General features: G+C 65.6%; 14 protein-coding genes. 7 read left to right on the forward strand and 7 right to left on the reverse strand.

Annotated elements, in window-relative coordinates; all coding sequences use genetic code 11:
- Positions 1-20 precede the first annotated feature (20 nt).
- Positions 21-995, forward strand: coding sequence for a sugar ABC transporter substrate-binding protein (locus ACQR03_RS19295; RefSeq protein ID WP_434841433.1), 975 nt, complete (start codon positions 21-23; stop codon positions 993-995).
- A 66-nt stretch (positions 996-1,061) separates the two neighbouring features.
- The gene (locus ACQR03_RS19300) at positions 1,062-1,349 is read left to right on the forward strand and encodes a YciI family protein (RefSeq protein ID WP_315752359.1); all 288 of its coding nucleotides are present in this window, start codon (positions 1,062-1,064) and stop codon (positions 1,347-1,349) included.
- A 156-nt stretch (positions 1,350-1,505) separates the two neighbouring features.
- Here the strand turns inward: ACQR03_RS19300 and ACQR03_RS19305 are convergent, their stop codons facing one another.
- The 7 genes from ACQR03_RS19305 to ACQR03_RS19335 all read right to left on the reverse strand — a co-directional run bounded on the left by ACQR03_RS19305 (position 1,506) and on the right by ACQR03_RS19335 (position 8,695).
- Positions 1,506-2,399 (reverse strand): NAD(P)-dependent oxidoreductase, encoded by an 894-nt coding sequence (locus tag ACQR03_RS19305; protein ID WP_315752358.1) that lies wholly within the window; start codon positions 2,397-2,399, stop codon positions 1,506-1,508.
- A complete protein-coding gene (locus ACQR03_RS19310) occupies positions 2,396-2,800 on the reverse strand; it encodes a carboxymuconolactone decarboxylase family protein (protein ID WP_315713518.1) in 405 nt (134 codons plus the stop codon). Before ACQR03_RS19310 ends, ACQR03_RS19305 begins: the two co-directional genes overlap by 4 nt.
- 210 nt (positions 2,801-3,010) lie before the next feature.
- Positions 3,011-4,471: an aldehyde dehydrogenase family protein gene (locus ACQR03_RS19315; protein WP_315769591.1), complete on the reverse strand. Its 1,461-nt coding sequence runs from the start codon at positions 4,469-4,471 to the stop codon at positions 3,011-3,013.
- 360 nt (positions 4,472-4,831) lie between these two features.
- Positions 4,832-5,809, reverse strand: a complete 978-nt coding sequence (locus ACQR03_RS19320) for a HEAT repeat domain-containing protein (protein WP_434841434.1) — start codon at positions 5,807-5,809, stop codon at positions 4,832-4,834.
- A gap of 2 nt (positions 5,810-5,811) precedes the next feature.
- Entirely contained in the window at positions 5,812-6,045 is a 234-nt protein-coding gene (locus tag ACQR03_RS19325; RefSeq protein ID WP_006609939.1) for a 4Fe-4S dicluster domain-containing protein, read from the reverse strand.
- 22 nt (positions 6,046-6,067) lie between these two features.
- Positions 6,068-7,810: a fumarate reductase/succinate dehydrogenase flavoprotein subunit gene (locus ACQR03_RS19330; protein ID WP_315752355.1), complete on the reverse strand. Its 1,743-nt coding sequence runs from the start codon at positions 7,808-7,810 to the stop codon at positions 6,068-6,070.
- A 111-nt stretch (positions 7,811-7,921) separates the two neighbouring features.
- Positions 7,922-8,695 carry a ferredoxin--NADP reductase gene (locus ACQR03_RS19335; RefSeq protein ID WP_434841435.1) on the reverse strand — a complete coding sequence of 258 codons (774 nt, stop codon included), beginning with the start codon at positions 8,693-8,695 and terminating at the stop codon, positions 7,922-7,924.
- Positions 8,696-8,949: 254 nt separating this feature from the next.
- On the opposite strand from ACQR03_RS19335, the gene ACQR03_RS19340 reads away from it, so the two are divergent.
- From ACQR03_RS19340 to ACQR03_RS19360, 5 genes are all read left to right on the forward strand, one after another.
- Complete coding sequence (locus ACQR03_RS19340) at positions 8,950-9,240, forward strand: gamma-butyrobetaine hydroxylase-like domain-containing protein (protein WP_315713523.1); 291 nt, start codon at positions 8,950-8,952, stop codon at positions 9,238-9,240.
- Between the two features lie 74 nt (positions 9,241-9,314).
- On the forward strand, positions 9,315-10,100 hold the full coding sequence (locus ACQR03_RS19345; RefSeq protein ID WP_315752353.1) for a Crp/Fnr family transcriptional regulator: 786 nt from the start codon (positions 9,315-9,317) through the stop codon (positions 10,098-10,100).
- A 163-nt stretch (positions 10,101-10,263) separates the two neighbouring features.
- Positions 10,264-11,679 carry an ABC transporter substrate-binding protein gene (locus ACQR03_RS19350; RefSeq protein WP_316226183.1) on the forward strand — a complete coding sequence of 472 codons (1,416 nt, stop codon included), beginning with the start codon at positions 10,264-10,266 and terminating at the stop codon, positions 11,677-11,679.
- 14 nt (positions 11,680-11,693) lie between these two features.
- Positions 11,694-12,563 carry an ABC transporter permease gene (locus tag ACQR03_RS19355; RefSeq protein WP_434841436.1) on the forward strand — a complete coding sequence of 290 codons (870 nt, stop codon included), beginning with the start codon at positions 11,694-11,696 and terminating at the stop codon, positions 12,561-12,563.
- A complete protein-coding gene (locus ACQR03_RS19360; protein WP_315769575.1) occupies positions 12,560-13,432 on the forward strand; it encodes an ABC transporter ATP-binding protein in 873 nt (290 codons plus the stop codon). Before ACQR03_RS19355 ends, ACQR03_RS19360 begins: the two co-directional genes overlap by 4 nt.
- Positions 13,433-13,565: the final 133 nt, after the last annotated feature.

The raw sequence follows: 13,565 nt of genomic DNA on the forward strand, positions 1-13,565 counted from the left end.
AAACGAGGGAAGGAAACGATATGCAACAACGGATCACGCGCTGTCTCGCTCTGTCACTTCTGATCGCCGCAGGCGCGACGCAGGCCCGCGCCGACGGCGAGACCATCGCCGTCTTCACCAAGAACCAGACCAATCCGTTCTTCCAGACGGTGCGCGTCGGCGCCGACAACATGGCGAAGGTCCTCAACGCCAAGATCCTGCACTACATCCCGACCAAGCCGGACTCGATCCCCGAGCAGCTCAGCCAGATCGAGGACGTCGTGGTGAAGAAGCCGAGCGCGATCGTGTTCACGCCGGTCGACTACAAGGCGATGGTGCCCGGGGTCGAGAAGATCAACGACGCCAAGATCCCCGTCGTCAACATCACCGACCGCTCCGCCGGCGGCAAGTTCGTCGCCTTCGTCGGCGCCGACGACTACAGCCTGGGCCTTGAGACCGGACGTTTCCTGCTCAAGACGCTCGGCGGCAAGGGCAACATCGTCATCATCGAAGGCGTCAAGGGCTCGCTGACCAATGTCGACCGCGTCCGCGGCTTCAACGACGCGCTCAAGGAGAACCCCGGCGCCAAGCTGCTGGCGTCGCAGCCCGGCAACTATCAGCGCCTGCAGGCCCTGCAGGTGATGGAGAACCTGATGCAGTCCAATGCGCAGATCGATGGCGTGCTCGCCGCCAACGACGCCATGGCGGTCGGCGCGATCGAGGCGCTGGACGGCGCCGGCCGCAAGGCGCAGGTGATCGGCATCAACGGCACCAAGGAGGCGATCGACGCGATCAAGTCCGGCAAGCTGCTCGCCAGCGGCGACTACAACGGCTTCGCCCAAGGCTGCCTCGGCACCATGATGGCCGTACGCGCATTGCGCGGCCAGCCCGTCATCAACGAGATCGTGCTGAAGCCGACCGTCATCACCAAGGACAATTATCAGCCGTTCGACGTGTCGCTGGAGCAGCGCACCTGCCCGAGCTTCGAGGATGCAGGCAAGCTCAGCGCGAAATAGGATCAGCCATCAGTCCGGAAGCAGGACGGCACGCAGCCGTCCTGCTTCAACTTGCGGAGAGAATTCATGCTGTTTGCGATTCACGCGCTCGACAAGCGGGACGCGCTGCCGGTCCGGCTTGCCAACTACGACGCGCACAAGGCCTATCTCGGCGACAGCGCGCGCCTTCCCGTCACCATCGTGATGTCCGGCCCGCTCGTCTCCGACGATGGTTCGACGATGATCGGAAGCCTGTTCCTGGTCGAGGCTCCCGGCCGCGCCGAGGTCGAAGCGTTCAACCGCGCCGACCCGTTTGCCGCGGCCGGGATTTGGGAGAAGGTGACGATCACCGGGTTCCTGCGGCGCCAGGGTTAATCCGACTGCGTCACGCGGATCTCAGCAGTTGCAGTTTCCGCCGTCACCCGGAATCTGGAAATTGTCAGGTGTGGACGCAAAACAATCGCGAGATTCCGGGTTCAAGGCCCGCGGCCTTGCCCCGGAATGACGGTGGTTGCGACGCAGTAGTACCAGTCACCCCTTCAGCTCGACGCCGGCCAGCGCCTCGCTCAGCTTCGCCAGCGCCGTGTGATCCTGCCCGGGTCCGAGCATCCCCTGCGCGCTGGCGCTGAGCTCGCGGCAGAGGTTGGAGAACGGCGCGGCGACGCCGGCGGCACGCGCGACCTCTAGCGCGATCGACAGGTCCTTCACCATCAGGTCGAGCCCGAATCCGCTGTTGAATTGGCGCGACAGCACGAACTGCTTGAACTTCTTCTGCGTCGAGTTGTTCATGCCGGTCGAGGCGTTGAGCACGTCGGTCATCAGGCCTGGGTCGATGCCGAACTGCTGGCCGATCAGCAGCGCCTCGACGCCGATCAGGAAGCCACCGGCCGAGACGAGGTTGTTGAGCGCCTTCATCGCCTGGCCCGAGCCGAGGCCGCCGATGCGGTGGATCGTGGTGCCCATGGCGCGCAACAGCGGCTCGACGCGGTCGAGCGCGCCCGGCTCGCCGCCGGCCATGATCGCGAGCTCGCCGGTCACGGCGCGCGGCACGCCGCCACTGACCGGCGCATCGAGCATGGTGACGCCGAGCGGGGCGAGATCGGCGGCGATCGCCTGCGTCGCCGCTGGCGCGCCGGAGCTCATGTCGATGACGATGTGATCGCGCGTCAGGCCGGCGCGCAGTGCGCCGACGGCGTCCGCGACATGTTTGCTGGTCGGCAGCATCGTGATGATGACATCCGCCTGCCCCGCCGCGGCCGCGAGGTCGCCGGCCTCGACACCGCCAACCTTGGCGACGAATTCAGCAGCCCGCCCGGGCACGGCGTCATTGACGGCGACCGCAAAGCCGGCGCCGAGCAGGCGCGCGGCCATCGGCCAGCCCATGTTGCCGATGCCGACGAACAGGACCTTTTGCGGCGCGCTCATGCGCCGTCCTTCTTGGCGATGGCACCTTCCGCGACCAGCACCTCATGCGCGGCCTTGAACGCCTCGAGGCCCGCGGGAATGCCGCAATAGACGGTCGCGTGCAGCAGGATCTCCTTGATCTCGTCGACCGTGACGCCGTTGGTGAGCGCGCCCTTGACGTGCAGCTTCAGCTCGCTCGGCTTGCTGAGCGCGGTCAGCATCGCGAGATTGATGATGCTGCGGGTGCGGCGATCCAGTCCTGGCCGGGTCCAGGCATAGCCCCAGCACATTTCGGTGGTGATGTGCTGGAAGGCCATCATGAAGTCGTCGGCCTTGGCGAGGCTGCCATCGACATAGGCCGCGCCGAGCACCTCGCGGCGCACCTTCAGGCCCTTCTCGAACAGTTCTTTTTCGTCGCTCATCCGCTCGTCTCCTTCTGCAAACCCTGATGTCGTCTCGCTGTTTGAGCATGATCTCCGCGCAAACGCCTTCGGCGTTTGTCGCGAGGGACAACCGGCTTCCACTTTTCCGGATCCTGCTCTGGCGCCTCGCCGCGCGGACTGACAACGACAACGCCGGGCGGCATTGTCAGTGACGTCCGCACGGCGGAACTGATCGGAACTCCCACTCCGCTAGCCGTGCTTGACGATCAGGGTCTTCATCGCGGCAAGCTCGTACAGCGCCTCGAACCCCTTCTCGCGGCCGTGTCCCGATTTCTTCATGCCGCCGAACGGCAGCTCGATGCCGCCGCCGGCGCCGTAGCCATTGACGAACATCTGGCCGACCTTGACCTTGCGCGCGACGCGCATCGCTCGCGAGCCGTCGCCCGACCAGACGCCGGCGACCAGGCCGAAATCGGTGGCGTTGGCGAGCCTGACGGCGTCGGCCTCGTCGTCGAACGGCATCGCCGCCAGCACCGGACCGAACACCTCCTCGCGCGCCAGCTCGGAGTCGCGCGCGACGTGCTGATACAGCGCCGGCGCCACATAGAAGCCCTCGCTCGGCACGCCCTCGGCGATCCTGCCGGTCGCCACGCGCCTGGCGCCGCCGCTTTCGGCACGCGCCAGCATGTTTTCGATCCGCGTCTTCTGGACCGCGCTGATGACCGGACCAAGATCGAGATCCATCTCCGGCGTGCCGGCCGTGATCTTCTCGAAGCGGAGCGTGAGGTCGGCCAGGAAGCGGTCCCAGATCGAGCGCTCCACCAGCACGCGCGAGCCGGCCGAGCAGGTCTGGCCGGCGTTCTGCACGATCGCCGCGGCCACCGAGGTCAGCGCCGCATCGAGATCGGCGTCGGCGAACACGATCTGCGGCGACTTGCCGCCGAGCTCGAGCGTGCAGCCGATGTGGTTCCTCGCGGCCGCCGTCTGCACCAGCGTGCCGACCTCCGGGCTGCCGGTGAAGGAGATGAAATCGATGCCGTCATGCGCCGACAGCGCCGCACCCGCCTCCTCGCCAAGACCCGGCACGACGTTGATCGCACCGGCCGGGAAGCCGGCTTCCGCCGCGAGCTCGGCAAGACGCAGCGGCACCAGGCAGGCCTCCTCGGCCGGCTTGATCACGGTCGCGTTGCCCATCGCCAGCGCCGGCGCGACGGTGCGGCCGAACATCTGCCCCGGATAGTTCCACGGAATGATATGGCCGGTGACGCCGAGCGGCTCATACACCGTAGTAACGAAGAAGCCGTCGAGGAAGGGAATGGTGTCGCCATGCACCTTGTCGGCGGCGCCGCCGTAATATTCGAAATAGCGCGCGACGGCGACGACGTCCGCCTTGGCCTGCTTCATCGGCTTGCCGGTATCGGCCGCTTCGAGCTTCGCGAGCTCCTCGGCATTGTCCTCGACGAGGCGGCCGAGCTTCGACAGCAGGCGCCCGCGGTCCACCGCGGCGAGCCGGCCCCACGGGCCTTCCAGCGCGCGGCGCGCCGCCGCCACGGCAAGATCGATGTCGGCCGCGTCGCCGGCGGCAATCGAGGCGATCACCTGTCCGGTCGCCGGCGCCAGCATCGCAATGGTGCGGCCCGACTGCGCGGGCTGCCACTTGTTCTCGATGAAGACGCCCTTGGCGGCAGGCAGTTTGACATTGGCGTTCATGGCAGCTCTCCGACTTCCTTTGCAGCTCGTCCGCGGGTCATATCAGACCTCGGCACGGCGCATCCCCTCGCGGCCGCGCGACAGCCGGTCGGCAATGGAGGCGTGTCACCAGGGCCGGACTGACCGGCTCCTCTCTCCGTTTGCGCTGCAGCGGTCATGATGCCCGATGGATGCGTCCGACGTTTCTGTCAGACAATCCGGGAGCCGTCCAGAACGGGACGTGGGGCGCACGAGAACGTGCGGCGCGCGGCCCTGCGGGGCTCGCGCGCGATCGGCCGCGACATGATCGTCGCAAGGCTCGTCATCTGGCTGACCGCCCGGTCCGCCATGCGGTCGGGAACGCTCGTGGCCGGCGCGCGATTACGCGCCGGTTCTCGCCTTGCTCGCCGCGATCTGGTGCAGCGCCCATCTCGCATTCTTGCGCACGTCGGGATCGAGATCGTCGGCGACCAGCGCGAGGTACGGCTCGCCGTCGGGCGCAGCGATCTCGCCCAGCGCAGCCGCCGCCTCCTTGCGCAGATTGGCCTGCTCGTGGGTGATGCAATGGCCGATCGGCCGCACCGCATGCAGCACCTTCATGCGTCCGAGGCTGCGGATCGCCTTCAGGCGCACCTGCCAGAACTCGTCCGCCAGGCAGGCGATCAACGGATCGGCGGCGACTGCACCATTGACGTTGAGCCCGAGCGTCTCGGCCGCCATCTCCCGCACCATCCAGTCGGAATCCTTGAGCGCGCGGGTGATGGTCTCCGCGGCGATCTTCATGTGCGAGAAGGCGAGCGCGCTGACCGCCGCGCGCCGGACATGCGCATCGGGATCACCGATCAGCGCCGTCAGCGCCGGAATCGACTCCTCGAGCTTGAGGAAGCCGATGACGCCGATCGCCTGCACGCGGACCGCCGCATCCGGATCCTGCAGCGCCTCCAGCGCCGGCTTGAGCGTGTCCTTGCGCCGCAGCTCCTTCAGCGCGCGCAGCGCACCCATCCGGACGAAGGCATGGGCATGCTTCACCAGCGGCAGGATGGCGTCGGCCGAAGCGGGATCCTTGAACTCCGCGAGACTGTCGGCGGCTGCCGATGCGACGATCCGCTCGGGATCGACGAGCAATTGGACCAGCGCCTCCGCCGCCTCCGGCCCGTCGAACTCGCCGAGCGCCATGGCGACCTGCTGGCGCACGCCGGCGTCGGGATCGGCGACCATCTTCGCCAGATGCGCGACCGCGGCGGGATCGCCGGAATGTCCCAACGCGATGATCGCGACCCGCCGCTCCGCCGGATCGGCAGCACCGAGCCGCTCGTCGGCGTCGTCGAGATCGTCGTAGGCTTCGAATGGGCTCGACATGATCACCTCAACAGATAGGGAATGTTGACGGTGACGGCGCCGGTCGGGCAATCCGCCTCGCAGGGCATGCAGTACCAGCATTCATCATAGGCCATGAAGGCCTTGCCGGTCATGTCGCTGATCCTGAGCACGTCGAGCGGGCAGACGTCGACGCAGACCGTGCAGCCCTTGTCGGCGATGCATTTGGCGTCGTCGACGACGACCGGGACCGACGTCTGATAGGTGGCAAGAGGCATGTCTCTGTTCTCCGTCTGATCGTCAGGCGCTGGCGCGGATGCGCTGCTTGTCGTAGAGGTCCTTCTCATCGTCCGCGATCGGCACGACATAGGGCTGCACCGCCCGCTTCTCGCTGGTCATGCGGCCGTCCAGCTTGCTCAGCAGCGTGTGGCAGAACCAGTTCTCGTTGTCCTTGTCCGGAAAATCGGTGCGCCAGTGATAGAGCCCCCAACGGCTCTCCTCGCGGAACAGCGAGGCATGGGCGGCCATGTCCGCGCAATCCATGATCGACTGCACCTCCAGTGCGCGCAGCAGTTCATGCGCGTTGCGTGCGATCATGCGCTCCTGCATGTCCTCGCGGACCTCGGCGAGCCGGCGCATCCCGAGCTCGTACTTTCGCGTCACCTTCGGCGGCTGCAGATAGTCGTTGACCAGGCGCCGCGTCTTGTACTCGATCTGGTTCGGCGGAATGCCATCCTCGCGCTTCGTCGGCGCCAGCACGCGCTCGCGCTCCAGCGCGATCTCGGCGGCATCGATGTCGCCGAAGTCATGATTGTCGGCGAACTCCATCGCGTCGAGCCCGGCGAACGAACCGTTGGTGAATGCGCCCAACATATAGTTGTGCGGAACGCTGGCCATGTCGCCGGCCGCATAGAGCCCGGGGACGGTCGTGCGGGCATTGTCGTCGACGAACACGCCCGACGCGCTGTGGCCGGAGCAGAAGCCGATCTCCGAGATGTGCATCTCGATCGATTCCTTGCGGTAGTCGACGCCGCGGCCCTCCTGGAACAGCCCCCGCGTGGGCCGTTCGACCTTGTGCAGGGTGTGCTCGATCTCCTCGATGGTCTTGTCGTGCAGGTGCTTGAGCTGCAGGAACACCGGCCCCTTGCCCGACAACAGCTCGTTGTAGAATTCCAGCATCATCTGGCCCGACCAATAGTCGCATTCGATGAAGCGGCGATCCTCGTTGTTGGCGGTATAGGCGCCGAAGGGACCGGCGACATAGGCGCAGGCCGGACCGTTGTAGTCCTTGATCAGCGGATTGATCTGGAAGCATTCGAGATTGGCGAGCGCCGCGCCCGCGTGATAGGCCATCGCATAGCCGTCGCCGGAATTGGCGGCATTCTCATAGGTGCCGAACATGTAGCCCGAGGTCGGCAGGCCGAGCCGTCCCGCCGCGCCCATGCACAGGATGACGGCCTTGGCCTTGATCACCAGCATTTCGGCGGTGCGGGTGTTGACGCTGACGGCGCCGGCGATGCGGCCATCGCTCGACTTCAAGAGCCGCGTCGCCATGTAGCGGTTGGAGATCAGGATGCGTGCGCGGCGCAGTTGCCGGTACAGCGCCTTCTTGACGGTCTCGCCGTTCGGCATCGGCAGCACGTAGGTGCCGATGTGGTGCACCTTCTTGACGGCATAGTCGCCGTTCTCGTTCTTGAGGAAGCGGATGCCGAAGCTGTCGAGCTCCTCGATGATCCCGTAGCAGCTCTGGGCGTATTTGTAGACCGCCTTCTGATCGACGATGCCGTCATTGGCGATCGTGATCTCCTTGGTGTATTGCTCCGGCGTTGCATAGCCGGGGATGACGGCGTTGTTCAGGCCGTCCATGCCCATCGAGATCGCGCCGGAGCGCTTGACGTTCGCCTTCTCCAGCAGAACGACGTTCGCCTTGGGATTCTTCAACTTGGCCTTCAAGGCGGCCATCGGTCCGGCGGTGCCGCCGCCGATCACCAGCACGTCGCAGGACACCTCCGAGAGGCCGTCGACGATCTCATCCATTGCCATTCTAAGCTCCTGCTTGGCCGGGGTCACACCGGTCCGGATCAGACTTGTTCAGCGGGGCACCCGGCGATAGCAATTAGTTGTCGCCTGAGCGCATTTCTTCGCGCCGGCCAGTCAGCGCTCGACGAACGCCTTCTCGACCACGAAATGGCCGGGCGTGCTGTGGTTGCCTTCGACGAAGCCGCGCCCCTCCAGCATGGCCTGGAGCTCGGCCAACATCGCCGGGCTGCCGCAGAGCATGATGCGGTCGGTCTCGACATCGAGGTCGGGCCCGCCGATGTCGGCGAACATCTGCCCCGATGCGATCAGGTCGGTGATGCGGCCGCGGTTGCGGAACGGCTCGCGGGTCACCGTGGGATAATGAAGCAGCCGGTTCCGGACCAGCGGTCCAAAGAATTCGTGGCCGCGCAGGCCATCGACGAGCTGCTCGCCATAGGCGAGCTCCGAGACCTGGCGGCAGCCATGGGCCAGCACGATGGTCTCGTAGGTCTCGTAGATGTCGGGATCCTTGACCAGGCTGGCGAACGGCGCCAGCCCGGTGCCGGTCGACAGCAGCAGCAGACGCCTGCCCGGAATCAGGTTGCCCGCGATCAGCGTTCCCGTCGCCTTGCGCCCCACCAGGATGCGATCGCCCTCTTTGATCTTCTGCAGCCGGGAGGTCAGCGGCCCGTCCGCCACCTTGATGCTGAAGAATTCCAGCTCCTCCTCGTGATTGGCGCTCGCCATGCTGTAGGCGCGCATCAGCGGCCGGCCGTCGACCTCGAGCCCGATCATCGCGAACTGCCCGTTCTGGAAGCGGAAGCCGGGATCCCGCGTGGCGGTGAAGCTGAACAGCGAATCGGTCCAGTGCCGGACCGACAACACCGTCTCGGTCTGAAAAGCGCTCATCGTCGTCTCCTGAGGCGCGGGGCGCGCCGTGTGGCGGTTGCTGACGACGATGTCGCGGAAACGGCGCGGTTCGGCAATTTCGAACGCGCCGCGGTGGTGGATTAGTTGCAAAGATTGTTCCGCGGGAAGGCGAGCGCGCGGCAACGAAGCACCTCGCGCTCCACATTCCGTCGAACGAGGCAATTAGTTGCTGGGGGCCCCGGTCCGTCTCCCCTAGCGTGACGACGCCGGCTTCGGCACAACCAGGAGGCGCCATGATTCCAGCCGATACCCTCAACAGCGAAGTCAGTCCCGACCTGGCGTCGTTACGGCTGCGGAATGCCGGCGGCGCTCCCGCGGAGCTGTCCGCCGAACGGCTGCGGCTGTCCTGCATGTGCGCGCATTGCAGGCGGGCCCGCCTCGACGGCCGCTTCCCGGCGCAGTTTCCCGGGATCGGCATCGTCGGGGTCGGAGATCTCGGTTACGGCTTGAACATCGCGTTTTCCGACGGCCACAATCGCGGCATCTATCCGAAATCATACCTTTGGGAACTCGTTGCCGCCTGAGGTGCGTCGCGCGGTGACGGATGGCACGAACATTGCTCCGCTTCTGATCAGTATGATCAATGCGGAGGCAAGACATGTTGCTGCAGGCAGCCAAATCAGCTGCGGACGCCGTGCCCTCTCCCATGACGTCAGCGCGCGCGGTGACCAGTTCGTCGCTCCTGCTCACCGAAAGCCAGCAATCCATCGGCGGCCCGCCGTCGCTGATCGAAAGGCTCAGCCTGCGCGAACGTGAGCAGGTGCTCAAGCAGGGCCGCCGCAAGGTGCTGAACCGCGGCCAGACGCTGTTCAGCCAGGGCGCCAGGCACGACGGCATCTTCCTGGTCGAGAGCGGCCGCATCCGCGTGTTCTATACGTCGCCGCAGGGGCGCGAGATCACGCTGGCCTATTGGCATGTCGGCAATTTCGTCGGCGGTCCCGAGGTGTTCGACACCGGCGTGCATCAATGGTCCGGCATCGCCGCCAGCAACGCCAGCGTGATCCAGCTTCCCGGCAAGGAGCTGCGAACGCTGGTGGCGGAGATCCCCAATCTCGCGATCGGACTGATCGAGGGGTTGAGCTTCAAGGGAAAATGCTACTCCGCCCTGGCCCAGATGCTGGGGACGCGTTCGATCACCGAGCGGCTTGCTCATCTGCTGCTGCATCTCGTCGACCTCTATGGCGTGGACGATCCCGACGGCAAGGTCATTGCCGCGGCCTTCACCCATGCCGACATCGCCCACATGGTCGGGGCGACGCGGCAGTGGGTGACGATCAGCCTCAAGCGGATGCAGGAAAAGAATATCGTCCGCACCAGGCGTTCGCAGATCGTGGTCTGCCGGCCCGACGTCCTGGACGAGATGCGCGGCCAGGCCGCGGATTAGCCGGCCTGCTCATGCAAGCGGCTGTCATGAGCGAAATTGCCCAAGGAGTACGCAACCGGATTTTGACGGCAACTAATCCACCCGCTGCCGAACTCCGGATTTGCGCTCGTGGACGCGGCCTTCATCATGGCGCCATCAGCCATCCAACCGAACGGGGATGAGAATGGTCCGCTGCCGTCACGCGCTCTTGCTATCCGTCACCTGTCTGTCCCTGATCGCGGCGCAGCCCGTCGCAGCAGAGACAGTCACGATCGGCATAGGCACCCAGGACACCACGACCAACACGGTGACGGCCGGCACCATCGTGCGGCAGCTTCACCTGCTGGAGAAGTATCTGCCCAAGGACGGCAAATACGCCAACATCAAGTTCGAGATCGAGTGGCAGAACTTCACCTCCGGTCCGCCCGTCACCAACGGGATGATGGCGAACAAGCTGCAGTTCGGCATGATGGGCGACTACCCGCTGATCGTGAACGGCTTCACCTTCGAGAACAATCCCGAGAGCAAGAGCCGGCTGATCGCCGTCGCCGCCTACAGCCTCGCCGGCTCCGGAAACGGCATCGTCGTTCACAAGGACTCGCCCTACTACGAACTCTCCGACCTCAAGGGCAAGCTGGTCAGCGTGCCGTTCGGCTCGGCCGCACACGGCATGGTTCTGAAGGCGCTTCAGGACGGCGGCTATCCGGCGGATTTCTTCCAGCTGGTGAGCCAGACGCCGGAGGTCGGCTCGACCAACCTGCAGGAAAAGAAGATCGACGCGCACGCCGATTTCGTGCCGTTCGCGGAACTGCTGCCGTTCCGTGGCTTTGCGCGCAAGATCTTCGACGGCGTCCAGACCAACCTGCCGACATTCCATGGCGTCGTCGTCCGCACCGACTTTGCGGAGAAATATCCCGAGGTCGTCGTCGCCTATGTCAAGGCCGTGATCGCCGCCAATCAGTGGCTGCGCCAGGATCCGAAAGCGGCGGCCGAAAAGATCCAGGAATGGACCGGGATCAACAAGGAGGTCGTCTACATCTTCCTCGGCCCCGGCGGCAACATGACCACGGATCCGACGATCAAGCCGGCGCTGGTGGATGCCGCCGCAACCGACGTCAAGGTGTTGCAGAGCCTCGGCCGCATGAAAGAGTTCGATCCGAAGACATGGGTCGACGACAGCTACATCCGCAAGGCCTATGCCGAGCTGAAGCTGGACTACGACAAGGATCTCGCAAGCACCGCGAACTACGAAATCTCCGGCGAGGACAAGTTCTGCAACAGGCCGATCACCGAGCCGCGCAAGGCCGGCGAGGTCTGGGTCGACGGCGAGGGCATCATAGCCTTCAGCAGCGCGACCTGCACGCTCGGCGCCTATGCCGACTACAAGGCCAAGGGCAAGAAGATCAACGTCGCCTACGTCTTCGACACCGCGCGCGGCATCAAGCTGTTCGCCGACCAGGCGTTCTTCGCCGCGGCCAATGGCGAGATCGCGCCGTTCCTGCTGAAGAAGGATGCCGAGGCCTATGCCGCCAAGATCGGCGGCAAGGTGATGGGACTTGATGACGCCGTGAAGCTGGCGGTCGCGGGAGGCAAGACTTGAGCAGCCCCGCTTTGATGACATCCCCCGACCAGGCCGCGGTGACCGCCGCGCCTGGCACCGCGATCCCGCCGAGCCGTCCGGACGTCTCCGCCCGCGCGGCACGCTGGTTCCGGCTGAACCAGGACAGGCTGCAGTCGGTGCTGATCGGCACCGCGTCGCTGATCCTGTTCCTGATCGGCTGGCACCTGCTGACGACCTACCGCGTCGTCTTCTTCGTGAAGTTCACCAACGTGCCGGCGCCGCTGGCCGTCTATGCGAGCTTCACCAAGGCGATCCACGATCCGAAATTCCTGATGCACATCCTGCTCAGTTGCCGCCGGATCTTCATCGGGTTCTCGCTGGCCGCACTGGTCGGCGTGCCGCTCGGCCTGATCATGGGCCGCTTCAGGCTGGTGCACGAGATCGTGTTTCCGGTCGCCGAGGTGCTGCGTCCGATCCCGGCGATCGCCTGGGTCCCGATGGCGATCATGCTGTGGCCGACCAACGAGCAGAGCATCGTCTTCATCACCTTTCTCGGCTCGTTCTTTCCGATCCTGGTCAACACGCTGCACGGCATGACGCTGGTCGACCCCGTGCTGGTGCGGGCCGCCAAGTGCCTCGGCGCGCGGGAGACCGCGATCTTCCGCGAGGTCTATTTCCCGGCGTCGCTGCCGCACATCTTCACCGGCCTCACCGTCGGCATGGGCGTCGCATGGGTGTCGCTGATCGCGGCCGAGATGATCTCGGGGCAGTTCGGCATCGGCTACTTCACCTGGGAAGCGTATTCGCTGGTCCAGTATGCCGACATCGCGCTCGGGATGATCGCGATCGGCGTGCTCGGGCTCGGCTCGAGCCTCGTGATCCGCGCAGCCGGACAGTTGGTGATGCCCTGGAGGTCGCGATGAGCCAAGCCGCAGCGGATACGAGACAGGGCCATATCGAGGTCTGCAACTTCGCCCTGAGCTACGAGACCATCGACGGCGCCGTCGAGGCCGTCACCGACACGCAGATCCACGTCGAGCCTGGTGAGTTCGTCTCGATCGTCGGACCGTCGGGTTGCGGCAAGTCGACACTGCTCAACGCCGTCGCGGGTTTCCTCAAACCCACCAGCGGCGTCGTCACGGTCGACGGCCATGCCGTGACGGGTCCGAGCGCCGAGCGCGGCATGGTGTTCCAGCAATATTCGCTGTTTCCCTGGAAGACGGTGCGCGAGAACGTCGAGTTCGGGCTGAAGATGCGCGGCATGCCGAAGTTCGAGCGCGCACGCGCGGCGCGCACTCTGCTCGGGCTCGCCGGCCTCGAGGCGTTCGAGAACCATTATCCCGAGCGCCTCTCCGGCGGCATGAAGCAGCGCGTCGGCATCGTGCGCGCGCTCGCCACCGGTCCCAAGGTGCTGCTGCTCGACGAGCCGTTCGGCGCGCTCGACGCGCAGACCCGCATCATCATGCAGCAGATCCTCACCAACATGTGGCAGCGGCTGAAGATCTCGGTGCTGTTCGTCACCCACGACATCGACGAGGCGATCTTCCTGTCCGACCGCGTCTACTGCATGACCGCGCGCCCGGGCTCGATCAAGGCCGAAATCCAGATCCCGCTCGAGCGGCCCCGCCAGCAAGCGATGATGATGTCGTCGGAGTTCCTGGCGCTGCGGCGCGGGCTGATGTCGCTGATCCGCGAGGAAAGCCTGAAGGCGATGGGCGGCGAGATCACCGATCTCGGCATGCAGGGACTCAGTATCGAGCTGCAGGGCCAGTCGATCGCCGAAATCCTCTGAGGCGCTCGATCCGCGACGTCCGCTCCAGCTGCGCCCGAAGCGCCCGATGGTCGCACCCGGGCAGCGCATCAGTGCTGGCGTCCCTGCCGGTCCTGACGCAGAATGCCGGAAAGCCAAACAAGGACATCGCAGG

The organism is Bradyrhizobium sp. HKCCYLS3070, assembly GCF_051167575.1.
GTDB lineage: Bacteria > Pseudomonadota > Alphaproteobacteria > Rhizobiales > Xanthobacteraceae > Bradyrhizobium.

What these genes read in the sequence shown, in the direction of transcription:
- ACQR03_RS19295 (WP_434841433.1), top strand. Translation starts at nt 21, where the DNA reads ATGCAACAACGGATCACGCGCTGTCTCGCTCTGTCACTTCTGATCGCC.
- ACQR03_RS19300 (WP_315752359.1), top strand. Translation starts at nt 1,062, where the DNA reads ATGCTGTTTGCGATTCACGCGCTCGACAAGCGGGACGCGCTGCCGGTC.
- ACQR03_RS19305 (WP_315752358.1), bottom strand. Translation starts at nt 2,399, where the DNA reads ATGAGCGCGCCGCAAAAGGTCCTGTTCGTCGGCATCGGCAACATGGGC.
- ACQR03_RS19310 (WP_315713518.1), bottom strand. Translation starts at nt 2,800, where the DNA reads ATGAGCGACGAAAAAGAACTGTTCGAGAAGGGCCTGAAGGTGCGCCGC.
- ACQR03_RS19315 (WP_315769591.1), bottom strand. Translation starts at nt 4,471, where the DNA reads ATGAACGCCAATGTCAAACTGCCTGCCGCCAAGGGCGTCTTCATCGAG.
- ACQR03_RS19320 (WP_434841434.1), bottom strand. Translation starts at nt 5,809, where the DNA reads ATGTCGAGCCCATTCGAAGCCTACGACGATCTCGACGACGCCGACGAG.
- ACQR03_RS19325 (WP_006609939.1), bottom strand. Translation starts at nt 6,045, where the DNA reads ATGCCTCTTGCCACCTATCAGACGTCGGTCCCGGTCGTCGTCGACGAC.
- ACQR03_RS19330 (WP_315752355.1), bottom strand. Translation starts at nt 7,810, where the DNA reads ATGGCAATGGATGAGATCGTCGACGGCCTCTCGGAGGTGTCCTGCGAC.
- ACQR03_RS19335 (WP_434841435.1), bottom strand. Translation starts at nt 8,695, where the DNA reads ATGAGCGCTTTTCAGACCGAGACGGTGTTGTCGGTCCGGCACTGGACC.
- ACQR03_RS19340 (WP_315713523.1), top strand. Translation starts at nt 8,950, where the DNA reads ATGATTCCAGCCGATACCCTCAACAGCGAAGTCAGTCCCGACCTGGCG.
- ACQR03_RS19345 (WP_315752353.1), top strand. Translation starts at nt 9,315, where the DNA reads ATGTTGCTGCAGGCAGCCAAATCAGCTGCGGACGCCGTGCCCTCTCCC.
- ACQR03_RS19350 (WP_316226183.1), top strand. Translation starts at nt 10,264, where the DNA reads ATGGTCCGCTGCCGTCACGCGCTCTTGCTATCCGTCACCTGTCTGTCC.
- ACQR03_RS19355 (WP_434841436.1), top strand. Translation starts at nt 11,694, where the DNA reads ATGACATCCCCCGACCAGGCCGCGGTGACCGCCGCGCCTGGCACCGCG.
- ACQR03_RS19360 (WP_315769575.1), top strand. Translation starts at nt 12,560, where the DNA reads ATGAGCCAAGCCGCAGCGGATACGAGACAGGGCCATATCGAGGTCTGC.